Here is a 22917-nt window from a genome sequence, read left to right as displayed (position 1 = left end):
GTCAGAATCCGTAGAGCCGCGCCGGATTGTCGACCAGGATCTTCTTGCGCACGTCGGCATCCGGCGCCCACACCGGAAGCTGATTGAGCAGGCGGCCGTCATCGATCTGGTAGAGCGGCGCGATGTCGGTTGCCTTGCGCCCCTCGACGCGGCTGGAATCCGGATGCGGCCAGTCGGTGCCCCAGACGATGCGGTCGGCATTCGCCGCGATCAGCGCCTGCGCATAGGGCACCATGTCCTGGTAGTCGGGTGCGAGCTTCGAGGAGCGATAGGCGCCGGAGATCTTCACATAGGCCTTGCCGGACTTGACCAGCGCGATCAGGTCGGAAAATCCGGGTTGCTCCAGCCCGAGCGCAGCCTCGAGCCCGCCGAAATGGTCGAACACGACGGGCACCGGCGCCGCCTCGACGAGGTCCTTGATCGCCGAGATCATGGCCAGCGTGGTGTAAAGCTGCACGTGCCAGCCGCGCGCCCTCATGCGCTCGACGGCGGCGGTGAAGCGCGGCCGGCCGACATTGGGGTCGTTGACGCCGCCCGTCGCCAGATTGAGGCGGATGCCGCGGAAGCCGTCTTGATGCATCGCATCGAGCTGCGCCTCGGTTGTCTTGTCGTCGATCACGGCGACCCCGCGCGCGGTCGCGCCGCGTGCCTTGATGCCGAACAGGGTGGAGGAATTGTCGGTGCCGTAGACGCTCGGGGTGACGATCACCACGCGCTCGATATGCAGCGCCTTGTGCAGCGCGGCCATCTCTTCAGGGCTTGCCGGCTCCGGCGTATAGACGCGGCCCGCGAAGAACGGAAATTTTTCGACATCGCCATGGATATGGGTGTGGCAGTCGCAGGCATGCGCCGGCACGTCGAAATTGACCGGCGTCGCGGGCTGCGCTGCACGCGCGTGGGCTCTGCTGGTCATGGCTGCTCCGGCGGCAAGGGAGGCAAGCAGGACGCTGCGTCGGTTGAGCATGGTTTCTCTCCCTGCTTCGTTATTTGGCGGTGGTGCCGGGAGAATATCACATCAGCCGGACAGCCGCTGCGCTTCGCTGCATAGCTGGTCGACGAGGTGCGCAAGCGGGCGTGAGCCGTCGACGCGCGTGATCGGGCAGCGCAGGCCGGCGAGCCACGCTTCATGCTTGGCGAGACTGCGACCTTCGCGATCGCCGGCTTCGTAGTGAGAGGCCCATTCGACGAAGTCTTCGGTCTCGTCATGGCGCCAGCCGCCCGGCGCGACGGCATCCGCGCCGAAATGGGCGGCCTCGCGGGCGCGCAATCGCTCCAGGCGGATGTCGCGCGGCGTGGTCACGAAGACGACGAGGTCGAAATACGAGACGATCTCCTCGCCCCAGCCGGTGACGGATCCGCTCAGCACCCAATCCAGACGCGGCAGAAACATCTCGCGCATCAGGCGCAGCCGCTCGGAAGCGGGCCGCGTCGTCTGATAGGGCGGCACGGTCGGCAGCCAGAAATAGTCGTCGCTGTCGTGATGCGGCAGCGCGAGCCGGCCGGCAAGCGCGCGACCGAGCGTCGTCACGCCGGAGCCCGAAGCTCCCATCAGATGGATGCGGCGGCTTTTCATCAGCCCCGGCCAGAGAGTTGAGCCTACTGCCCCGACGGTGTGCGCAGGCCGTGCCAGGCGTCGCGGACCTGGTGGTAGTGCACCTCGGGCAGGTAGTCCGGCGTGTTCAGGTTCAGCGTCTTGACGTCGAGATGGCCGATGGCGCTGAGCAGCGTGTAGGAGGCGATGACGCGGTCGCGCTGCGCGCCGATCAGGCGGGCCTTGGCCTGGATCAGATCGGCTTGCGAGTTCAAGACATCCACGGTCGTGCGCTGTCCGCCGGATGCCTCACGCTGCACGCCCTGGAGCGCGACGGTCGCCGCCTTCACCTCGGACTCCGAGGCCGAAACCGTGACCTTGGCACCTTCATTGGCAACCCATGCGCTGACCACCGCCGTGCGCGCCTGGTTGCGCACCTGGTCGAGCACGAGCCGGCTCTGTGCCGTGATCTCCTTGGCCTGCCGCGTCTGCGCTGCGGCCTGACCGCCGTCATAGATCGGGGCGGTGACGTTGGCGACGATCGAGGCCTGGTCCTCGGCGAAGGTGCCGAGCGTCGGGTCGTTGTTGCGGCTCTTGCTGGCGCTGCCCTGGATGGTGGCGCTCGGCAGCAATACGCCTTCGGCGATGCGGATGTTGGTGGAGGCGACATCGACATCGAAGCTTGCGGCCATCACCGCCGGATGCTGGCGGATCGCCATCGTCACGGCGTCTTCGCGGCTCTTCGGCAGATAGCGGTCGACGGCCTCGGCGGGCCGAAGCTGCGAGGGCGAATTGCCGATCACTTGCGCATAGGTCGCCTGGCTGACGGCAAGCGCGACCTCGGCCGCGTTGAGATCGGCAAGGCCGCGATTGAGGCGCGCCTCGGCCTGCGCGGTATCGGTCGGCGTGACATCGCCGGCGTTGAGACGGCGCTGGGTGACGGAGAGCGTCTCGCGCAGGAAGGCGACGTTGGAGCGCTGCGCTTCGACGAGCGACTGGTTGGCGAGCACGTTGGTGTAGGCCGTGACCGCATCGAGCAGCACGCCCTGGCCGACATTGCGCAGCGCCTCGCGGCCCGACTGCACCTGGAGTTCGGCGGCCCGCACGCTGTTGGCGGTGCGGAAACCGTTGAACAGGGTCTGCGTCACGGTGACGCCGATGATCCACGGCTTCAGGTTGCCGGTCTGGATCGTGTTGTCGGGCAGCAGATTGCGAACCGATTGCAGGCCGGCGCTGAGGCTCGCCACGATCTGCGGCCGGTAACCGGCAAGAGCCTGCGGCACGTTCTCGTCCGTGGCGCGTTGTCGCGCGCGCTCGGCATTGAGCTGCGGATTGGTCTGGTAGGCCTTGGCGAGCGCCTCCGGCAGGGCTTCGGCCCGAGCGGCGGAGGGCAGGGCGCAACAGAGCGCCAGCGCGGTCCATGTCGCAAGCACGGCACCCATGCCCGATCGGCGCCGGTTCATCACGCGACCAGCTCTGGCGGCTCGCCCAATCATGTAATCCCGCTTAATCCCGGCTGTCCGCCCCCGCCGACGGTTGCCTCTTAGCTTGTTTAGCCAGCCGAGGTCGCGCAGGCAAACTGCCGCGGGGAAAACCCCCATGAAATCCGTGCTTGTTGCAGCTTCGTCACAGGGATCCTGTGTAACGCGGCGAGCCTTACAACAGCCTGACCGTTCGGCGCCGTTACCGGTTCTTGTTCACCGGCTTGCGCTTCTCGATGAACGCCGCCATGCCCTCGGAGCGGTCCTCCAGCGCGAAGGTCGCGTGGAACAGGTTGCGCTCGACGCTCATGCCTTCGGCGAGCGTGGTCTCGAAGGCGCGGTTCACCGCTTCCTTGGCCATCGCGGCGGCAGGGCGCGACATCGCGGCGATCTTCTCGGCTGCCGCCATCACCTCGTCCATCAGCTTGTCAGCGGGCACGATGCGGCTGACGAGGCCGGAGCGCTCGGCCTCCGCCGCGTCCATCATGCGGCCGGTGAGGCACAGGTCCATGGCCTTGGACTTGCCGATCGCGCGCGTCAGGCGCTGGGTCCCGCCGATGCCGGGAATGGTGCCGAGCGTGATCTCGGGCTGGCCGAACTTTGCGGTGTCGGCGGCGATGATGATGTCGCACATCATGGCGAGCTCGCAGCCGCCGCCGAGGGCATAACCGGCAACCGCCGCAATCGTCGGCTTGCGGCAACGTGCGACGCGGTCGCCGCCGATCGCGGCGAAATCCTCCGAGAACATGTCGATGAAGCCCTTCGGCTGCATCTCCTTGATGTCGGCGCCGGCGGCAAAGGCCTTCTCGCTGCCGGTCACGATGATGCAGCCGATGGCGTCGTCGGCCTCCAGATCGTCGACCGCAGCGGCGATCTCGCGGAAGACGCCGAAGGAGAGCGCGTTGAGCATCTTCGGCCGGTTCAGCTTGATGATGCCGACCGCGCCTTTGCTTTCGACGATGATGTGTTCGAACGTGCTCATGCTCCACCCACGCGTTTGATTGGGCGGGCAATGTGCCCGCTGGCGCGGATGCCTTCAAGGGGGCCGGAGAGGCAGGACGCGCGGGGCCGCGCGTCCTGGCGGAACCGCGATCAGGCCATGAACATGCGCGCGGCGGACGCCAGCGTGAGCAGCGTGCCGACGCCGATGAAGATCTTGCCGATCAGGGAGCTCTGGTCCCAGGCCGTGCTCTGCTGGCTGCTTGCCATCACCGGCGCCGGCCGGGGCCGGGCTTCGGTCGCGGCAATGACCGCCTTCTGTGCCGGCGGGTTGTCCTGTTGCACGGCGCGGTCGATGTCGTTGAGCTGGTCGGGTGCGACGACCTGGCTCTCAACGTTCGGGGCGTTGGTATTGTCAGCCGCGGCCTGGACATTGCCGTTGGCACGGTCCGTCATCGCGGAGGCCGCAGCCGCGGTCGGCGTGTCGGTGCCGGCGAACTGCGCGTTGGCGTTTGCAACCGCCGGCGGCATCTGGCCCGAGGCCGGCAGGATGCCGTCGGCCGCCTTGCTGTCAGACGCCTTGCTGTCGGGCTTGGCCTCGTCCGTCTTTGCCGGAGCGTCGGCCTTGTCGTCCGATTTCTGTGCCGTCTTGCCGGTGCCGGTGCGGCGTGACTCCTGGCGCCGATGCTTGCCCGGCTTGGCCGCGTCGGCCTGGTTGCCCGCGCTGTCCGATTTGCTTGTGGCTGAGCTTGGCTCCGCCTGTGCAGGGCCTCCGAACAACAAAAGCCCGGCCAGAACAATCAGGGCCGTGCGCCCGCTGGCTTTCATCATGGTGATGATCTCCCCAATTCCGCCCGTCCCGGGAACGAACAGAGACCCTGGGGCGTGACGACAGCGGGGCAGAAAATGGGAATCTTCGGGCACCACCGGGCAAAAACGGGGCAAACCGGCCCCCCTGCTGGCGGCCGCCGAGTGCGGGCCGGGGCGATCGGTGTTATGAGCCGTCGCAGAGTCTGACGGCCGTATCGGTCGCGAGGTCGGGCCTTGATCACGAATTCGTGATCTCGTGCCGCCCCGCGTAACAAATTGATCGAACGGCCGAATTGCATGGTGAGGGGCGCGCGTGCGCGGATGTGAGGACGAATGGACCGGCCTGATGCGGTCGGCCATGGCAGGCGATGATGCGGCGTATCATCGCCTGCTGAAGGCGGTCACGCCGGTGCTGCGCGCCGCGGCGAGGCGCGGCCTGGCGCGGGCCGGGCAGCCTCCCGATCAGGCCGAGGATATCGTGCAGGAGATATTGTTGGCGGTGCACCTGAAGCGGCACACCTGGGACAGCGAGGCCCCGTTCGCGCCCTGGCTGTTCGCGATCGCCCGCAACAAGCTGATCGATGCGCTGAGGCGACGCGGCAGGCGCGTCTTCGTCAACATCGACGATTTCGCCGAGACGCTGCCGGGCGAGGCGCCGCAGGAGACAGCCTCGGCTAGCGAGGTCGCAGCGCAACTGGGCACGCTGCCGCAGCGCCAGCGCGACGTGCTGCAGTCGATCGCGGTCGAGAGCGCCTCGATCAAGGACACGGCGTCGAAGTATTCGATGACCGAAGGCGCGGTGCGGGTTGCACTGCATCGCGGACTTGCGGCACTGACTGCCAAATTGCGGGACCACTAGTCATGGATACCGACCAACTGATCCGCTCGCTCGCCGCCGACAACGCCCACCGCGTGCCGCGCGTCGGCGCCGTGCTGACCATGGCGCTGCTGGTGGCCGCGCCGCTGTCGATCCTGATTTTCGCGACCTTCCTCGGCGTGCGGCCGGACGTGATGACGGCCATGCGCAATCCGTTCTTCGACATGAAGTTCGCGGTCACATTGTCGCTCGCGATCCCCGCGATCGTCGTCAGCCTGCATCTGTCGCGTCCTGAAGCCTTGATGCGCGGCTGGGGCTGGTTGCTGCTGTTTCCGGTCGGGCTGCTGGCGGTCGCGATCGGCAGCGAAGCGATGATGGCCCCGGCGATGCCGATGACGATGCGACTGATGGGCAAGAATTCGAGGGTGTGCCTGGTCGCCATCCCCGCGATGTCGCTGCCGCTGCTCGCAGGTGCGCTGTTCGGCCTGCGGCATGGTGCCCCCTCGCACCCTGCGCTTACAGGCGCGCTCGCCGGCCTTTTGTCGGCCGGCCTGGCCGCGACGCTCTACGCCTCGCACTGCACCGACGATTCCCCGCTGTTCGTCGCGACCTGGTACACGCTCGCGACCGCGCTGGTGACGGCGATCGGCGCGGCAGTAGGCTCCAGGGTGTTGCGCTACTAACGAGCCGGCTTCACGCCGCCGGTGTCGTGGTTTGCTGCATGCGGTGGAAGCGCAACACCTGCTGCGCGGTCGATGAGCGCAGCGCCTGGTAAGTGTCGCGCAGCGTCAGCATGTCGGTCTGCGGGCCGCCCGAGAGCTTCTCGCGCATGGCGAGGATGGCGCGCACGCTCGGCCAGGACATGCCCGCGACCTTGGCGAGGATCATCACGCCCTCGGTGCGGCTTTCGATCATCATGGTCTCGGCGGTCTCGACCGCGACGCCCGCGAGCGCGGCGAGCCCCGCATTGGTCTCGTCGAACTTGCCCTGCTCGGCGAAAGTGGTGACCTGGAATTCGTTGAGGCGGCCGTCCTCGTGCAGCGATTTCACCAGCGCGCGCGCCATCTCGGTCTGCTTGTTCATGGCGGCGGCGCGCATCCTCTGGGCGACTTCCTGGACCACGCTCGACACCTCGTCCGCGAACTCCGGATGCGCCGCCTCGAGCTTCCTGCGCACGCTCGAGGACGCCTTGGCGACCAGCTTCAGATAGTAGTGGCGCGGCAGGTCGGGCCGCAGGCCGATGCAGGTCGCGAGGTCGTCGTCGCGTTCGGCGCGGGTGACGAGGTCGGTGAGGCTTCCCTCCGAGAGCCGCGCGCCCGGATTCTTGACGGTCGACTGCACCACGTCGGCGTTGCCGCGCGTCACCAGCACGTCGGTCAGCGCTTCCGACAGCACGCGCCGAAGCGAGATCGCCTTGAGATGCGCCTGGCCTCTCGTGCGCGCGATCTCGATCAGGGTCGTCTCGTCCAGCCGTTCCGATTTCGACAGCACGGGCCCGGAGACCTCGATGACCTCGTCAAGCGCGAGCGTGCGGATGATTTTCGGCGGCGCGGCCGCGACCGGAGCGAGGCGGTCGGCGAGCAGCGCCCTGGCTGACGTCTCGATCTGTTCGACCAGGCATTGGAACACGTCGTCGAACAGGCGGATGTGGTCGTCGGAATAGTCCACCGCGTTGCCCACGAAGAGATCGGTGACGCGGCGCAGCGTCTCGACCCGGCGCGCCACGGTGCCGTGCGAGAGCGCAGTCTGCAATTCCTCGAGCAGGTTCTCGGATGATTTTGGGGATTTGGATCTCATTGCCCTGTCCTGGAGCGTTCGGCCCGACTGCTGCTGTCGCGCCGGAAAAAAATGGATTGGTCAGCTCGTTGCAATACGGTTGCGCCCCTGCGCCTTGGCGGAATAGAGCGCGCGGTCGGCGCGGGCGAGAAACGTGTCGGCAGTATCAAGCTCGCGCAGCGTCACGACGCCCGCAGAAATGGTCACGCGCATGCCTGCGGAGAATGCGTCCCAGTCGAGATCGGCGACGATGCTGCGCAAGCGCTCGAGCATGCGCTCCGCGGCATCGCCCGTCGTGTCCGGCAGCAGCAGCAGGAATTCCTCGCCACCGTAACGGCCAAAGCTGTCGGACGGGCGGATATTGGCGAAAATGGTGATCGCGAAGGTGCGCAGCACCTCGTCGCCGATGGGATGGCCGTGGACGTCGTTGATGCGCTTGAACCAGTCAAGATCGATCAGCGCGATCGCGCAAGGAGAAGAGGTCTGTCGCGACTTTTCGATCTCGACGTCGAGAAGGCGCATGATGCAGCGGCGGTTGTAGGAGCCGGTGAGCTCGTCGAGCTCGGCCAGTTCCTCGATGCGCCGATAGGCGGCCTTCAGCTCGATGCTGCGCCGGTACAGGATCTTGCGCAAGGTTGCGCCGAACAGGCCGAGAGAGGCGCACTGACCGATCACCAGCACGAAGCACAGCATCGAGGCGGTTCGCTCCAGGCGGGTCGCAACCGGCAGTCCGATCGGCAGGTTCGTGCCCAGGAACACAAAGGCCAGCCCGCAAGTGGCAAGGCCCCAGGTGACCATTGCCTGGCGCGAGGTCATGCGCAGCGTGCCGAACGCGAAGATCAGAAACAGCACGGCGAGGAACGCGACCCCGACCCTCGGCACGGCGAGCAGGAACAGCAGTTGCAGCGCCATATGCGCCGAGATCTGGAACACGGTGAGGTAATGATCCTCAAACCGGTCGCCGAAGCCGGCTTCCGACAACACGGTGAATGTCCCGATGATCAGGAGGCCGCCGAGCCAGAACAGCGACGGAACGGCCATGTCGACCGTGCCGCCATAGGCGTAGAGCAGCAGGACGGAGGCGCCCAGCGAATAGCTCGCCACCTGGCCGATATACATCTGGCGGCGCTGCCGGGTCCGCCGCGCCTGGACTTCGGGGGCCGCCGCCTCGGAGGCGAGGACGATATCCGCGACCTCAGCAGCATTCCTCTCGGGAAAGGACGTCGCGGCCGTGCTCATGGTCCCGCCAATGGTGGATCTCAGCGTAAAAATCTACGTGGCAAGCCTTTAGGTTTGGTATCCTTTTGAAACCGAATCCGAACCGTGCAGCACGGAACAAGGTGATGGGCCGGCGAGGGAAATTTTACCGGTGGTCGGGTATCGGTTTGCGATGCGATCGAGCCTAAGTCCGGCTTGGCGAGACATATGTCGTGCAACGTTGCTATGGAACCGGACGAGGCCGGGCCGCCTGTGCCGGACAGGCATTCCGCAAGGAAGTATCTAGTATTATGCTACCGATCTGGATTGTGGCGGCCGACGGCTGCGGGCGGGACAAGAAAAATGCGCGTATGTGGGGTGGATCACACAGGCGCCCGTACGACTGCGGTAAATTGAACAATTTTGCACCCCTGGTCGAACCGTCTGCTGCGCCGACCCGACCAACTTTGCGAGACGGCCTTTGAGCGTGACACAGGCGGCTACGGACGAGGTCCTGATCGCCAGGATCGCCCAGGGTGACCGGCTCGCCATGCAGGTGCTGTACGGGCGGCACCATGTCAGGGTCTACCGGTTCGGGCTCAGGCTCGTGCGGGACGAGCAGGCGGCGGAAGACCTCATCAGCGAGGTGTTTCTCGACGTCTGGCGTCAGGCCGGCAAGTTCGAGGGCCGATCCGCCGTTTCGACCTGGCTGCTGGCCATCACCCGATTCAAGGCCCTGTCTGCGCTCCGGCGCAGGAAGGATTTCGAGCTGGACGAAGACGCCGCGAACGCGATCGAGGACACGTCCGACGATCCGGAAACGGTGGTGCAGAAGAAGGATACCAGTGCAGCGTTGCGGGGGTGTCTGACGGGCCTCTCGCCGGAACACCGGGAAATCGTCGATCTCGTCTACTACCACGAGAAGTCCGTGGAAGAGGTGGCCGAAATCGTCGGGATACCGGAGAACACTGTGAAGACGCGCTTGTTCTATGCGCGCAAGAAACTGGCCGAACTGCTGAAGGCAGCCGGCGTTGAGCGAGGCTGGCCATGATGGCTTTGAGCAAGAAGATGCTGGAGCAAGAGCCCGGTGAAATTGAACTGCTGCTGCCGTGGCACGCTGCCGGGACTCTGAACGCGCGCGATGCGCGCCGGGTCGAGGAAGCGCTGGCGCGCGATCCCGAGCTTGCCAAGCAATACGCCGCGATCCGCGGCGAGTACGAAGAGACCATTCATCTGAACGAGAGCTTGGGCGCTCCGTCGGCACGCGCGATGCAGAAGCTGTTCGCCGCGATCGACGCCGAGCCGGCGCGGGCGACCGGCTCGCTGCCGCTGTCGGCGCGCATCTCGACCTTCTTCGCGAGCCTGTCGCCGCGCACGCTGGCGTGGTCGGCGAGCCTTGGCGCTGTCGCGCTCGTGCTGCAAGCCGGCGTGATCGGCGCCGTGCTGATGAAGAACCAGCCCGCGACCTTCCAGACCGCTTCGCTCTCGACCAGCGCGCCGCTCACGCGCGAGCTTGGCAGCACCGCCGCGCCGGCCCGCGCCCTGGTGCGCTTTACGCCCGAGGCGCGCATTGCCGACATCACCGGGCTGCTCGACAGCTACCACGCCTCGATCATCGACGGCGCCAAGGGCGGCATGTTCCGCCTCCAGTTCGACAGGGCCATGAGCCAGGACGAGCTCGCTTCGCTGCTCGGCAAGATGCAGCGCGAGAAGTTCGTCAACCTCGCCGTCGCGGCGCCCTAAAGCGATGATCCGGAAAAGTGCGCAGCGGTTTTCCGAAAAGATCATGCTCAAACAGCAAGCTAAAGCGCGATGGCGATTCATCCTCAGCGCATCGCGCTTTAGGCGCGCCGCAGAACCGATGACGGGCAAATCCGAGAGCAGGGTACGCGCCGGGGCCTACGCTTCATCGGTTGGCGCCGCGCTTCTGATCGCCGCCTGTCTCGGCGTCGAAGTTGCGCAGGCGCAGGCGATCATGCGTACGCCGACGATCAGCGTGCCCTCGCGAACGCCGACCGTCTCTCCGAGCATCGCCCCACGAGTCAGTCCCAATATTGCCGCGCGCGCGGTCAACGTCGGCACCGGCCCGCGGACGATCGCGACCATTCCCAACACCACGACGTCGCGCATCCGGCCGCCGACGACGGTGCTGCCCTATGCGCGTTACTCGCCGAACCTGTATCCGGCCTGCACCGCGCCCTATCGCGATGCTGGTGGCGAATGCCTGGCGCAGCCGAGTGCGGGCGGCGGTGGCTCGGCCAAGCCGGGCAAGAAGAGCGCCGGCAAGGGCCGGGGCGACGCCACGCCGGCCGCCGCCGCCAATCTGCGCAGCTTCGCCAACGAATTCGTGGCGGAGATCGATGGCACGCTGTCGCCCGGCGATGCCGACGCGCTTGCCCGCCGGCACGGTTTGACGCGCATCTCGTCGGAGAACTTCCCGCTGATCGGGGCCACGTTCGGTCTGTTCCGCATCACCGATGGCCGTCCGTACGAGACGGTGCGGCGCGAATTCGCGGCCGACGGCAGCGTGCGCTCGGTCCAGCCGAACTTCCGTTATGCGCTCCAGGATCAGAAATCGACGATCCCGAGCGAGGGCGATCCCGCCCAATATGCCCTGGCCAAGCTCCGCCTGCCGCAGGCGCATACGCTGGCGCACGGCGCCAACGTCACGATCGCCGTGATCGATTCCGGCATCGATGCCAGGCATCCCGAGCTCGCCAATTCCATCGCCGACAATTTCGATGCGCTCGGCAGCGCCGAGGGGCCGCACGTCCACGGCACCGGCATCGCCGGCGCGATCGTGGCGCATGCCCGGCTGATGGGCAGCGCGCCCGAAGCGCGCATCATCGCGATCCGCGCCTTTGGCGGTGCCAACGGCGGCGCCGAAAGCTCGTCCTACATCATCCTGCGCTCGCTGAATTACGCCGCCGAGCACGGCGCGCAGATCGTCAATATGAGCTTTGCCGGTCCCAAGGACGCGGTGATCGAGCGCGCCATTGCGGCCACCGCCGCGCGCGGCCTCGTGCTGATCGCGGCCGCCGGCAATGCCGGCGCCAAGTCGCCGCCGCTCTATCCGGCCGCCAATCCCAACGTCATCGCGGTCAGCGCGACCGACCAGCAGGACAGGCTGTTCGCCGCCTCCAACCGCGGCAACCACGTCGCCCTTGCGGCGCCCGGGGTCGATATCTTCCTGCCGGCGCCGGACGGCAAATACCAGATGACGTCGGGAACCTCGTTCTCGGCGGCCTATGTCTCCGGCGTCGCGGCGTTGCTGCTCGAGCGCAATTACGCCTTGAAGCCGGAAGCGCTGCGCATGACGCTGGCCAAGACCGCGCGCGACCTCGGCTCGCCCGGGCGTGACGATCTGTTCGGCGACGGCCAGACCGATGCGTTTGCCGCGGTCATGGCCGTTTCTGCCGACAGCGCCACGCCGCTCGCGGCTGCGTCCGGTACAACAAAACGTGAAGATGCCGGCAAGCGTCGCGATGAGCCCAATAGCCGCGCGATCGAACTACCCTCGCTGTCGAGCGCGGATGAGAAATCCACGGATTCTCAAGCGGATAGGCCGACGGCGCGGTAGCCGCTGCGACAAAGATGCACGCGGGCCGAAGGTCAGAAAAGCGAACCCCGCGTTGAACGTTCAGCTCCCTGCCACGACCAAATTATGTGGGAGCGGTCATCCCTCCCCATCAGTCATATCAGGCGCGAGCGCCCATCCACCCCAAGCGCCCATATGGCTCGACCCGTCCGGTTGTCCCCCCGGACGGGTCTTTTCTTTTCAGAGCGTTCTTGAGCGAAGTGGATTCCGGTTCGCGTGAAGAAGACGCGTCAAAACGAATCCAGAAGCATCGGTTCTGATTCAATCAGAACCGCTCCGGGCGTCCGGCCCTTTGAAGCGCCGCGGGCGTTCAGCTTTCGGTTGAAAGGCGCGCCCGGTCCCGCCCGGGCAGCAAGCAGCAGGTCCGCTATGCTTGTGCGAAGCTTGACTCGAAAACACAGCAAATCTCCGCACGACTACGGTATTTGACGGCGAGCGCCGCGTCGTTGCTGGACAAGTCAAATCTTTTCCACAAAATATTCATGTCGCGTTGAAATTGATTCGTGTGCGTTGCGTCCCCGCATCCGTGTTTTCGCCTGACGGGCTGGTTCATGACACATCGCCGAGAATCCGACTGCGCGGCTGTTCCTGCCGTGGCTGTTGACCGCGCCGTTGCGGCGCGCTGGTGCGCTCTCGCCGAGCAGCGGCTGCAACATCTCTCCGAGATGTTCGAGACCGGCCGCTGGCGCCGTTATCATTCCGAGATCGCGTTCCTCGAAAATATCCAGGAAGCCAAGCTCGCGGTCCAGACCTGGCGCGCGCTCGCAACCGGTGGAGACGTCGCCGAGGCGGCGGCGAGCGTGACGCCGGCATTCGGCTGGTCGCCGGCGACCATGCCCCGCGTATTTCCGCGTGAGCAGCAGGCGCAGACCATGCAGCCGAAGGCCGTCCACATCGCCCCCGAGACCGCCGTGCCGGTCAGGCTTGATCCCACGCCGGACGTCCTTGCCGAAATCACCCAAGCGCCGCTCGCCGCGCCCGCAACTGTGGCGTCATTCACCGCGCCTGCCGAGATGCCACCGCTCAAGGCTCCCGCTGCGAGGGCGCCGCTCACCGCACCCGTCGTGAGATCGCCGCTCGCCGCGCCCGCCGCAATGGCTCAGTTCAACGCGCCCGAAGTGAAGCCGCCGCTCGCGGTGCCGGCCGCTAAGCCGCCGAAGACTGCGCCTGCCGCGATGGCGGCGCTCCTGCCGCAATTCGCCCCGCCGGCCGAGGAAATCGTCGCAGCCCCCGAGCGCGTCGTCGAATTCACCTTCAGCCTCGACGGCCTGGAAGCCAAGTACCCGCTCCTCAGGAATGCGTTCTAACGCTCCGGAGCGTTGGCAAAGGGGAAGCAACCGCAGCTCTCGCTCCGTCATCCTGAGGCGCGAGGCACGGGACGCGAGGCGTCCCATGGCAAGCCTCGAAGGATGAAACGGCCCGGCCGTCAGCCGCGCCTACCTTCGGACCGCATTCCCGCCGAGCACCACCTGCGCAAATCGCTGCGCGCCGTCTGCCGACAGATCCGAGGTCACGGCTCGCGCGTGATCGAGGCCGACGATGGCGCCGCGCGGGGTCTCCGAGATCATGTTGTTGTTGACGAGCGCGATGCCGGCGCCCGGCACGACCGAGACACCCACACCCGCGAAGGCCTTGCGGATCACGTTGCCCGTGATCGCGACGTCGCGCAGATACTTGCCCCAGCCGGCGACGATGCCGTAGGACGGCGCGTTCTCGATCACGTTGCCGGTCACCGACGTATCCGCCTCGATGTAGATGCCGACGCCGGCATCGTCGTCCGGCGCGGTGCCGATCGGCCGCTTCGGGATCAGATTGCGGATGATGTTGCCCTGGACCACGGCGATGCGGCCGCCCTCGTTGAAATTGCAGACGGAGACGCCGACGGCGGCGCCATCGACCGTGTTGTTGGCGATCACGGCGGCTTCGAACGCGAACTCCGAATAGAGCGCGACCTCGCGCACGTCGCTGACGCTGTTGCCGGTGATGTGGATATTGGCGGCCGAATTGCCGCGCACCGCGGAATAGTCGCAGTTCCTGATGCGGTTGCCGCGCACGATCACGTTGCCGGCGCGGAAAGCGTTGATGGCGTTGCCGTACTGGCCGGAGCCGCCGGGGCCCGCCTTGATGTTCTCGATGCGGTTATCAGCAACCAGCGTGCCGTCGTCGCCGATCGACGTGCGCAGGATCTCGATGCCGTTGTCGTTGGTGCTGAGAATCGTGTTGCGGGAGACGTTGAGGCCTTTGGCATCGAACGACACCACCGCCGTCACCGCGATGTCGGTGAAGATATTGCCGGAGATCTCGCCGGACACCTGCTCGAGCCAGATGCCGCTGCCGCCCGAATTCGCGATCTCGCAATCGGCGATGCGGACGTCGCGTCCGCCGAGCAGGTGGACCAAGCCGCGCCGGGCCGGCAGCGCAATGCCGCCGCCGTCGAAGGTGATGCCGGAAAGACCGACGGAGTTCGAACCCTCGCTCTGGATCGCCGAGGCCCCGCCGGTGAAGAGAATCCTCGTTGCTCCGCGCACGCCGATCATTTGTGCGCCGTTCGGCAGCCGCAGCAGCCCGCTGCGGTAAACGCCGGGCGGCAATGCCAGCGGCATCTGCGCCCGCGCGGCTTCATCGATCGCCCGTTGGAGCACGCGGGTCTGATCCTCGCTGCTGCCAGGGCGCACACCGTATTGCGTGGCGTCGCGGCCGAGCAGGGACGTCAGCGGCGCCGCGCGCGCGGCCTCGGCCGGCATGGCCAGCGCACCGGCGATGCCGGCGGTGGAAGCTCCGATGAGGTAACGGCGATTGAGGTCCATGACGCGTCCTCCGCGCAGATTAGGTAGCGCAGGGCGGGCGAGGGCGCGGGGATTGTTCGCGGTAGGGTTAAGTGTTTACCGCGGCCGAGGTGCCGTAGGGTGGGCAAAGCGCAGCGTGCCCACGATTTGATGATGATGGAACGAGATGGTGGGCACGGCGCAAGGGCGCCTTTGCCCACCCTACGAAACCGGCCTGTTCCGTCGCTTCCGGGCCAACCCCACCATTTCCATCAGCATGGCCTCGCCGGCATCAACGAGTTCCTCCAGCGTGATCCGCCGCGCCCCCTTGCGGCGCGCGGCGTCGCCGCGCGCAAGCAGGGGAATATGGACGAACGCCGCGAACTGCGGACCACCTGCCTTCACGCTTTCGATCGCGCGCCAGCTCAAATAATTGCAGAGATAGGCGCCGGCATCGCGCGAGGACCGCGCATCGATGCCGGTGAGGCGCGCGGCGCGCAGCAGCCTTGCCGTGTGCGGGCCGAACGTCATGGCGTCCGCACGGCCGGCGATGCCGCGCTTGCTCGAGCGGGTGTTGGCGGCATCGGGCCAGAGCATGGTGACGGCGTTGCGCGCGCGGGTCTCAATCCGCAGGTAAGGCGTGCGCGCAGCGAGGCCGAACATCAGAAGCGCATCCGGCTTCACTTTCGCGAGCACATCGGGCAATTGCCGGTCGACCGCGGCATAGGTGACCGGGAAGATGTGGCTGGCGATCGCGACATCATCGAGTGCCGGACGGCGCAATTGCGCCAGCCGCGCCACCAATGGCTGGGTCGGGTTATGGGGCGCGCCGGGAAACGGCCCGAAGCCAGTCAAGAGAATGCGGAGCTTTTCGCTCATTGCAGCAGCTCCAGGATCTGCTCGGCGGCGAGTGCCGGGGTGAGGTGACCTTCGGCGACCTCGGTTTCGATCTTCCGGACCTTCGTGCGAACCGATGCCTCGCTGCGCAGCCGCGCCAGCATGCGCTGCTCCAGCATCGACCACAGCCATTTCACCTGCTGCTCACGCCGCCGCGTCACGAAATCGCCGGAGGCATTCATCACCTTGCGGTGGTCGAGCACCTTCTGCCAGAGCTCGGCGATGCCGGTGCCGGCCAGCGCCGAATAGGTGACGACGGGCGGATGCCAGTGCTCGGATCGCGGAGCCAGGATATGCAGCGCGCCGCGATAGTCCGCGGCGGTGATGTTGGCGCGCTTGAGGTTGTCGCCATCGGCCTTGTTGATCGCGATCATGTCGGCGAGTTCGACCAGGCCCTTCTTGATGCCCTGCAATTCGTCGCCGCCGCCCGGCAGCATCAGGGCGAGAAAGAAGTCGGTCATGTCGCAGACCGCGGTCTCCGACTGGCCGATGCCGACGGTCTCGACCAGCACGACGCCAAAGCCGGCCGCCTCGCACAGCAGCATCGCCTCGCGGGTCTTCGCGGCGACGCCGCCGAGCGTGCCCGAGGACGGCGACGGCCGGATGAAGGCGTGGTCGGAGGCCGACAGCCGCGCCATCCGCGTCTTGTCGCCGAGGATCGAGCCGCCGCTGCGCGCCGAGGACGGGTCGACCGCGAGCACCGCGACCTCATGGCCCTGCGCGATGAGATATGTGCCCAGCGCGTCGATGGTGGTGGATTTGCCGACGCCGGGCGAGCCGGTGATGCCGACGCGGAACGCCTTGCCGGTGTCCGGCAGCAGCATCTGCACCAGCTCGCGCGCCAGCGCCTGATGGTCGCCACGCCGGCTCTCCACCAGCGTGATGGCACGCGCCAGCGCCGCGCGGCTGCCGGCGCGGAGTTCCTTGGCGAGGGTCTTGATGTCGATGGATTTGCGAATGGTCATGATTGTTTTCGCGTCCAGCCGCTAGCGGCCCGACATGCGAAGGTGTCTTTCAGCGCAGGATTTCAACGGCGGAAGGTGAGTTTGAATGACGTCCCAGACGATCTCGGCTTTCGTCATATGGTAGGCATGGCGGAGAAGATTTCCGAAGTCGATCATCTTGCGCCAGTCGATTTCAGGCTCGGTTCGCTTGATCTCGTCCGGGATGAATCTCGAAGCCTCGCAGATGATCTCGAGAAGGCGTTCGATTGCCAGACGAGAGGTCCTTTCAGAGACGAACTGATCGAAGTTGAGGCCCTTCACGACGCTTTCGATGTCGGCGATGGCTTCCAGAATATCTCGCAGCCGGTCTTCCGCGGTCGGCGGCATTCAGAAGACCTCAACCAGATCACCCGCGATCCGCTCGGCCATCCGCGGCTTCAGCAGGTCCCGCATCGAGATCTGTGCTCGAAGGCCGACCTGATCCTCGATCAGGTGCAGGACCCTGAAATAGTCGAATCGCGGCGTTTCCTCGCGCGAGGTCGTCTCGATCAGGACATCAAGATCGCTGTCGGGCCGGGCGTCGCCGCGCGCGCGGGATCCGAACAGGTACAGGCGGGTGACCCCCGCGGCCCTCAAGGCGGGAGCAAGCTCTCGGAGCTTTCCGACAATCGTCTTGAGCGGAACGTCTGCGACCTCTGTCATGGCCCAATACTAGCACAGGGTTGCAGCCTGGCCCAGCCGCCGGCTTCGACCGCCCGGGCGGGGGCAGGCGAGAGCCCCGCCGATATCACCTGCTCGTCGCCGCCGCGGCTTGCGGCTGTTTCACCTTGCGCCAGATCCACACCATCACCGGCCAGAGCAGGGCACCGATCGCCATGGCGGCGAGAATGGCTGCGATGGGACGTTCGAAGAACGGCAAGATGCTGCCGTCGGACTTGATCAGCGAGGTCACGAAGGCCTGCTCGACCATGGTGCCCATGACGATGCCGAGCACCATGGCGGCGACGGGATAGCCGTTCGTTTCCATGACATAGCCGATCACCCCGAAGGTGGCGACGGTGACGACGCCGAACATGTTGTTGCCGATCGCGAACGAGCCGACCGCGCAGCACAGCATGATGACCGGCATGATGGCCGAGCGCGGCGCCAGCAGGATGTAGGCGGCGACCCGGATCATGGCGATGCCGAGCGGGATCATCATGATGTTCGCGATGATGAACATCAGGTAGATCGCGTACATGCTCGACGCCTTCTCGGTGAACAGCGTCGGGCCCGGGTTGAGACCCTTCATATAAAGCACGCCGATCGCGATCGCGGCGATGGTGTCGCCGGGAATGCCGAACAGCAGCGACGGCACCCAGCCGGAGGCGATGCTGGCATTGTTGCTGGCGCCGGCCTCGACCAGGCCCTCGACATGGCCTGTGCCGAACTTTTCCGGCTCCTTGGAGAAGCGCTTCGACATCGCATAGGAGACCCAGGCGGCCATGTCGGCACCGGCGCCGGGCAGCACGCCGATGATGATGCCGACGATGTTCCCGCGCGTCATCTGCCAGCGATACAGCTTCGTCAGCCTCCACTGGCCGGCCAGGATGCTTCCGAATTTTCGCCGCGGCAGCGGCGGGGGCTCCGGCGTCAGCATCGCGCGCATCACCTGCGCCACCGCGAACACGCCGACCAGCGCCGGGATCGGCTCGATGCCGCCGAACAGATCGGTGAGGCCGAAGGTGAAGCGCGGCACACCGCCGGGATTCTCGATGCCGATGCAGGCGACGAGCAGGCCGATGAACATGCCAGCAATCGCCTTCACCGGCGAGGAGCGCGCGACCAGAGTCGCGCACATCAGGCCGAGCAGCGCCAGCCAGAAATATTCGAAGGTCGAGAACGACAATGCGATCTCGGCGAGCGGCGGCGCCAGGATCATCAGCGACAGCACGCCGGCGATGCCGCCGACGGCGGAGAACCACACGCCGGCCCCGAGCGCGAGCTCGGCCTGGCCCTTGCGCGTCATGGCATAGGCTTCGTCGGCATAGGCGGCGGAGGCGGGCGTGCCGGGAATGCGCAGCAGCGCGCCCGGGATGTCGCCCGAGAAGATCGCCATCGAGGATGCCGCGACGATGGTCGCGATCGCCGCGATCGGGGACAGGTAGAAGGTGACCGGGACGAGCAGGGCGGTCGCCATCGTTGCCGACAGGCCCGGCAGCGAGCCGATCACGAGGCCGTACACGGAGGCCGCGAACATCGCGATGATGACCTCCCAGGTGGAGATCAGCGCGAACGCGTCGAGCAGGGTTTTCAGCATGGGATTACCAGGGCGTCGGCAGCAGGCCGGCGGGCAGCGGCACGCGGAGCAGCTTGCCGAAGATGAGGTGAATGGCGAAGGGCGAGAGCGCCGCGAGCGGCAGCGCCAGCTTCCACTTCGCGCCGAGCGCAGTCGAGGTGACGTAGACCATGATCGCCGCGGTGATGATGAAGCCGAGCCTGTCGGCTGCGACCACGTAGAACAGCAGCAGCAGCGGCGGCAGCAAAGCGCGCAGGCCATAGAGCTTGCCTTGCGGCGGCGGGGCTGCTGCCTGGCCGTCCTCCAGCGGGACCAGCTGTTCCTCCTCCTCGAAGGAGTGGCCGATCCCGAACACGATCGCGAGCCCGCACAGCGCCAGCCCCGTGCCGATCACCAGCGGAAACACGTTGGGGCCGACCGGCTGCCCGGGCACCGGCGGCAAGATCCAGCCGCCATAGGCGGCCGCCGCGCCGAGTGCGACGAGAAACGATCCCGTGACGGAGTCGGGAAGACGCATGGAGAAGTCCTGTCAGAATTGCGGAAGGTATGCTCCCTCTCCCTCCGCGGGTTGGGCTAGCGCAGTGCCGAGGGCGCTCGGCCTGCATGGTTCGAGACGCCCGCTTTCGCGGGCTCCTCACCATGAGGGTTTGATATCTCGCCGCAAAATGCGACCTCATCCTGAGGGCCCGCCGGAGGCGGGCGTCTCGAAGGATGGGCTGCAGGCGAGCTACTCGCCACCTTCTTCTTCATAAGCCGATAACCTGCGGCGTGCGAGAAGAGGCGAACAATCACGCCTTGCTGAGGCCGGCCGCCTTCATCGCTTCGCCCATCTGGGCGTCGCCCTTGTCCATGAAGCTGGCGAATTGGGCGGCGTCGCCCCACACGGTGCCGAAGCCGCGATTGCTCATGAAGTCCTTGAACTCGGCGGAGTCGTAGACCTTCTTCAGTGCCGCGGTGAGCTTGGTTGCGATCTCAGGCGGCAAACCCTTCGGTGCGCCGATTCCGCGCCAGGCGCCGGTCGCGTAGTCGATGCCCATTGCCTCCTTCAGCGTCGGCACGTCCTTGAAGACCGGATTGCGTGCGGGCGCCATGATGGCGAGGCTCCTGGCCTTGCCGGCCTCGATGATCGCGCGCGCCTCCGGCACCGAGCAGGTGGTGAGGTCGAGCCCGCCGGCGGCAAGATCCTGCATCGCCGGCGCCGCGCCGTTCGACGGCACCCAGGCGACCTGGTTGGCGGGCAGGCCCATCGCCTGCATCCAGCCGACCAGCGCCAGATGCCAGATGCCGCCCTGGCCGGTGCCCGAAGCCTTGAACTTGCCGGGAGGCGCGGCCTTGATCGCGTCCGCGAGCTCCTTGACCGTCTTGTAGGGCGACGAAGAGGAGACCTGGATGCCCGGAGGATCCTCGTTCATCAGGGCCAGCGGCGTGTAGCTCTTCGGCGTCAGCTCGGTGAGGCCCTGCCAATGCATCATCGAGATTTCGACGGTGAGCATGCCGATCGTGTAACCGTCGGGCTGCGCGGTCGCGATCGCGCTATGGCCGACCACGCCGGAGCCGCCGGTGCGGTTGACCACGTTGAAGGGCTGGCCGAGATCCTTTTCCAGCAGCGCGGCGACGATGCGCGCGGTGGCGTCGGTGCCGCCGCCGGCGCCCCATGGCACGATCACGGTGACCGGCCGGGCCGGATAGGCCTGCGCGAGTGCGGGCTTGAAGCCGAAAGCGGCGGATGCCGCGACGGCGGCGGTCGAAGCCGCAAAGGTGCGGCGCGAAATCTTGGACATTGAATTCCTCCCAGCGGCGCCCGTGACGCCGGGCGCTCTTGTCGATGGCGACATTCTAGTCGGCTTTGCAGCGCCGCCGCAAGGTAGCGCTACCAACGAGACCGACATGTTGTGTGAAAACAGCATGCCTTTTGGATGGGGCAGTCGGAAATCGGGTGGGTTTTGCCGGCATGTTTCGCCAACCTGTGCGCGTAACGAAAGCCAAAGGCAAGCTATCGATGACCCAAGCCTATTACAGCGCCGTGCTGGACTGCCCGCTGGACGACGTCTGGTCGCTGATCCGCGATTTCAACAACTATCCCGTCTACATCGACGGCGTGAGCGAGAGCGTGATCGAAGACGACAAGCGCGGCGATGAAGTCGGCGCCATCAGACGCTTCTGCTATCTCGGAAACTGGATCCGCCAGCGCCTGGTCGATCACTCGGACCGCCAGCACACGCTGACCTATGCCGGTCTCGAAGCGCTGCCGTATCCGCAAGATGACGGCAGCAGGACGCCGGCGCCGACGCGCTATCAAGGCACCATGCATCTGCGCCCGATCGTGGAAGGCGACCGCACCCTGATCGAATGGTCGGTCGCGCTCGATACCGAGCCTGCGGACGCCGACCGCTGGCAAGCCCTGTTTGCGTCCTGGATTCCCGATTGGACGGATTCACTTGCACGGACATTGGCGCGGGCCCATCCGCGATCTTAAAGCGCGATGCGATTAGGATGAATCGTCATCGCGCTTTAGGTTGTTGTCTAAGCATGATCTTTTCGGAAAACCGCTGCGCACTTTTCCGGATCATGCTTTAGCGATCGCTCACGGCTCCTCCGCGTCGCCCTTCGGCCGCGCGCCGCCGAAGATGCGGGTGCCTTCCGCGCTCAGGTAAGGCTTCAGCGTCTCCCACGGCACGAAGGCGACATACTCGCCCTCGGCATAGGGACCGACGGCGTAGGGCGGATAGTGGAAGGTGAGGCCGGAGCTCTTGCCGGACTCGGTCGAGGGCGCCAGCGTCACGGCGCCGATCTTCAGCAGGCTCGGCGCGACCCCTTTGAACCATTCGTCGGTCGCGGTCTCGCTGGCATCGCGCTTCTTCTTCTCCGCCCTGAGCGAGGCGACGATCGCCTGCGCCATCGCCTTCATGGTTGCTCCATTGTCGGCAGTCTCGGTGAAGAACGGGCGGATCGAGATGCGCTTGGTGTCGGCCTTGTCCCACAGGATCGTGTTCACGTCCGAGTTCGGATGCGCACCTCTTGTATTCATGTAGTCGTTGCGCAGGATGCTGACATAGCGATCCGCAACGACGGAGCGGATCTCGTATTTGCGCTCGAAATCCCAGGCGCCGTCCCTGAAGAATTGCGGATCGGCTTTGCGCGCGGCGGCAGCTTCCGCGGCATTCCTGTCGAGCCACTTCTTGCCCTCCTTGAGGCAATCCGCCGCCAGTGCCGCGTCCGCCTTGATCCTGTCGTCGAGGAACAGCCGCGCCTCGATGCTCTTGGTCTTGACGACGGCGTCGGGCCTGGGGTCGGCGGCGTGGGCGGGGGAAATATTGATCGCGCCCAGCAACAGCGTCGCGAGGCTCAATTTCAGGACGGGGTTCAAGCCTTTGGCTCCTCGGCGATTGTTCGGATGAAGATCTCCAGCGGCGGGAGATCGTCTTTGATCATGTCCCATAGCAGGTCCGCGTCGGTTCCAGACGTATGAAGACATCCTGGGCGAAGATCTAACGGCGATGAGCAGATACGGCCAGCCTGATCTTGGCCGTCGCATCCAGGATATGGCCGATGCGGTCGGCTAAAGTCGGGGGCACGTCAGAATATTTCGAGAATGTCGTCTGCGATCCGCTCTGCGAAGCGGGGAGAGATAGAGCGACGAACAGTTGCCTGTGCTTGCAAGCCCGTCGCATCCTCGATGATGTGCTCGACATCGATCAAGTTGAGTAGCGAAAAGGCGGTGTCCGGCTCGATTTCGACGATAACGTCGATGTCGCTGTCAGGCCGATAATCGTCGCTGGCACGCGAGCCGAAAATGGCAAGCTTCGATACGCCTTTACCTTTGATGGCATCTGCGTTCTTGCGTATGGCAGCGACGATTTCGTCACGCGTCATGGAGACACCTG

24 protein-coding genes are annotated in these 22917 nt (G+C 66.0%); 7 read left to right on the top strand and 17 right to left on the bottom strand.

Translation table 11 applies throughout. The features are described 5' to 3' along the window. Position 1: 1 nt before the first annotated feature. The 5 genes from D6B98_RS07290 to D6B98_RS07270 form a co-directional block, all read right to left on the bottom strand. Positions 2-964, bottom strand: a complete 963-nt coding sequence (locus D6B98_RS07290; protein ID WP_126256287.1) for an amidohydrolase family protein — start codon at positions 962-964, stop codon at positions 2-4. Between the two features lie 51 nt (positions 965-1015). Continuing rightward, positions 1016-1573 carry a P-loop NTPase family protein gene (locus tag D6B98_RS07285; protein WP_126256286.1) on the bottom strand — a complete coding sequence of 186 codons (558 nt, stop codon included), beginning with the start codon at positions 1571-1573 and terminating at the stop codon, positions 1016-1018. 23 nt (positions 1574-1596) lie between these two features. Next, complete coding sequence (locus D6B98_RS07280; RefSeq protein WP_126256284.1) at positions 1597-3027, bottom strand: TolC family outer membrane protein; 1431 nt, start codon at positions 3025-3027, stop codon at positions 1597-1599. Between the two features lie 187 nt (positions 3028-3214). Further along, positions 3215-3994: an enoyl-CoA hydratase gene (locus D6B98_RS07275; protein ID WP_126256282.1), complete on the bottom strand. Its 780-nt coding sequence runs from the start codon at positions 3992-3994 to the stop codon at positions 3215-3217. 110 nt (positions 3995-4104) lie between these two features. Further along, positions 4105-4782, bottom strand: coding sequence for a hypothetical protein (locus D6B98_RS07270; RefSeq protein WP_126256280.1), 678 nt, complete (start codon positions 4780-4782; stop codon positions 4105-4107). A gap of 292 nt (positions 4783-5074) precedes the next feature. Here D6B98_RS07270 and D6B98_RS07265 point away from each other — a divergent pair, with 292 nt between their 5' ends. Next, positions 5075-5620 carry a sigma-70 family RNA polymerase sigma factor gene (locus D6B98_RS07265; protein ID WP_126256278.1) on the top strand — a complete coding sequence of 182 codons (546 nt, stop codon included), beginning with the start codon at positions 5075-5077 and terminating at the stop codon, positions 5618-5620. Between the two features lie 2 nt (positions 5621-5622). Next, positions 5623-6261 carry an NrsF family protein gene (locus D6B98_RS07260; RefSeq protein WP_126256277.1) on the top strand — a complete coding sequence of 213 codons (639 nt, stop codon included), beginning with the start codon at positions 5623-5625 and terminating at the stop codon, positions 6259-6261. Between the two features lie 10 nt (positions 6262-6271). Here D6B98_RS07260 and D6B98_RS07255 read toward each other — a convergent pair whose 3' ends face one another. Next, positions 6272-7375, bottom strand: a complete 1104-nt coding sequence (locus D6B98_RS07255; protein ID WP_126256275.1) for a DUF2336 domain-containing protein — start codon at positions 7373-7375, stop codon at positions 6272-6274. Positions 7376-7435: 60 nt separating this feature from the next. After that, positions 7436-8593 (bottom strand): GGDEF domain-containing protein, encoded by a 1158-nt coding sequence (locus D6B98_RS07250; protein ID WP_126256273.1) that lies wholly within the window; start codon positions 8591-8593, stop codon positions 7436-7438. A gap of 439 nt (positions 8594-9032) precedes the next feature. Between D6B98_RS07250 and D6B98_RS07245 the strand changes: the two genes are divergently transcribed. From D6B98_RS07245 to D6B98_RS07230, 4 genes are all read left to right on the top strand, one after another. Continuing rightward, on the top strand, positions 9033-9602 hold the full coding sequence (locus D6B98_RS07245) for a sigma-70 family RNA polymerase sigma factor (protein ID WP_164718453.1): 570 nt from the start codon (positions 9033-9035) through the stop codon (positions 9600-9602). Further along, positions 9599-10294 (top strand): hypothetical protein, encoded by a 696-nt coding sequence (locus D6B98_RS07240; protein WP_126256271.1) that lies wholly within the window; start codon positions 9599-9601, stop codon positions 10292-10294. The genes D6B98_RS07245 and D6B98_RS07240 overlap by 4 nt, the downstream gene beginning before the upstream one ends. A gap of 118 nt (positions 10295-10412) precedes the next feature. Then, positions 10413-12131: a S8 family serine peptidase gene (locus D6B98_RS07235; RefSeq protein ID WP_126256269.1), complete on the top strand. Its 1719-nt coding sequence runs from the start codon at positions 10413-10415 to the stop codon at positions 12129-12131. A gap of 611 nt (positions 12132-12742) precedes the next feature. Beyond that, the gene (locus D6B98_RS07230) at positions 12743-13456 is read left to right on the top strand and encodes a TIGR03809 family protein (RefSeq protein ID WP_164718452.1); all 714 of its coding nucleotides are present in this window, start codon (positions 12743-12745) and stop codon (positions 13454-13456) included. A 129-nt stretch (positions 13457-13585) separates the two neighbouring features. Here the strand turns inward: D6B98_RS07230 and D6B98_RS07225 are convergent, their stop codons facing one another. The 8 genes from D6B98_RS07225 to D6B98_RS07190 all read right to left on the bottom strand — a co-directional run bounded on the left by D6B98_RS07225 (position 13586) and on the right by D6B98_RS07190 (position 20814). Next, positions 13586-14956 carry a TIGR03808 family TAT-translocated repetitive protein gene (locus D6B98_RS07225; RefSeq protein WP_126256265.1) on the bottom strand — a complete coding sequence of 457 codons (1371 nt, stop codon included), beginning with the start codon at positions 14954-14956 and terminating at the stop codon, positions 13586-13588. A 180-nt stretch (positions 14957-15136) separates the two neighbouring features. Further along, entirely contained in the window at positions 15137-15793 is a 657-nt protein-coding gene (locus tag D6B98_RS07220; protein WP_126256263.1) for a pyroglutamyl-peptidase I, read from the bottom strand. Continuing rightward, the gene (meaB, locus tag D6B98_RS07215) at positions 15790-16776 is read right to left on the bottom strand and encodes a methylmalonyl Co-A mutase-associated GTPase MeaB (RefSeq protein ID WP_164718451.1); all 987 of its coding nucleotides are present in this window, start codon (positions 16774-16776) and stop codon (positions 15790-15792) included. The genes D6B98_RS07220 and meaB overlap by 4 nt, the downstream gene beginning before the upstream one ends. A 21-nt stretch (positions 16777-16797) precedes the next feature. Beyond that, positions 16798-17142: a HepT-like ribonuclease domain-containing protein gene (locus D6B98_RS07210; protein ID WP_126256260.1), complete on the bottom strand. Its 345-nt coding sequence runs from the start codon at positions 17140-17142 to the stop codon at positions 16798-16800. Continuing rightward, positions 17143-17457, bottom strand: a complete 315-nt coding sequence (locus D6B98_RS07205) for a nucleotidyltransferase family protein (RefSeq protein ID WP_126256258.1) — start codon at positions 17455-17457, stop codon at positions 17143-17145. 85 nt (positions 17458-17542) lie between these two features. Beyond that, entirely contained in the window at positions 17543-19054 is a 1512-nt protein-coding gene (locus D6B98_RS07200) for a tripartite tricarboxylate transporter permease (RefSeq protein ID WP_126256257.1), read from the bottom strand. Between the two features lie 4 nt (positions 19055-19058). Next, a complete protein-coding gene (locus tag D6B98_RS07195; protein ID WP_126256255.1) occupies positions 19059-19550 on the bottom strand; it encodes a tripartite tricarboxylate transporter TctB family protein in 492 nt (163 codons plus the stop codon). 271 nt (positions 19551-19821) lie between these two features. Further along, positions 19822-20814 carry a tripartite tricarboxylate transporter substrate binding protein gene (locus D6B98_RS07190; RefSeq protein ID WP_126256253.1) on the bottom strand — a complete coding sequence of 331 codons (993 nt, stop codon included), beginning with the start codon at positions 20812-20814 and terminating at the stop codon, positions 19822-19824. Between the two features lie 218 nt (positions 20815-21032). On the opposite strand from D6B98_RS07190, the gene D6B98_RS07185 reads away from it, so the two are divergent. Beyond that, positions 21033-21509, top strand: coding sequence for an SRPBCC family protein (locus D6B98_RS07185; RefSeq protein WP_126256251.1), 477 nt, complete (start codon positions 21033-21035; stop codon positions 21507-21509). Between the two features lie 108 nt (positions 21510-21617). On the opposite strand, the gene D6B98_RS07180 is transcribed toward D6B98_RS07185, so the two are convergent. Then, positions 21618-22382, bottom strand: coding sequence for an RsiV family protein (locus D6B98_RS07180; RefSeq protein WP_235885008.1), 765 nt, complete (start codon positions 22380-22382; stop codon positions 21618-21620). Between the two features lie 227 nt (positions 22383-22609). Beyond that, entirely contained in the window at positions 22610-22906 is a 297-nt protein-coding gene (locus D6B98_RS07175; RefSeq protein WP_126256247.1) for a nucleotidyltransferase family protein, read from the bottom strand. Positions 22907-22917 lie beyond the last annotated feature (11 nt).

It is taken from the genome of Bradyrhizobium sp. LVM 105 (assembly GCF_003957705.1).
In the GTDB taxonomy this organism is placed as follows: Bacteria; Pseudomonadota; Alphaproteobacteria; order Rhizobiales; family Xanthobacteraceae; genus Bradyrhizobium; species Bradyrhizobium frederickii.
The sequence above is the reverse complement of the archived record's forward strand: the minus strand, read 5'-3'. Positions and strand labels throughout refer to the sequence as shown.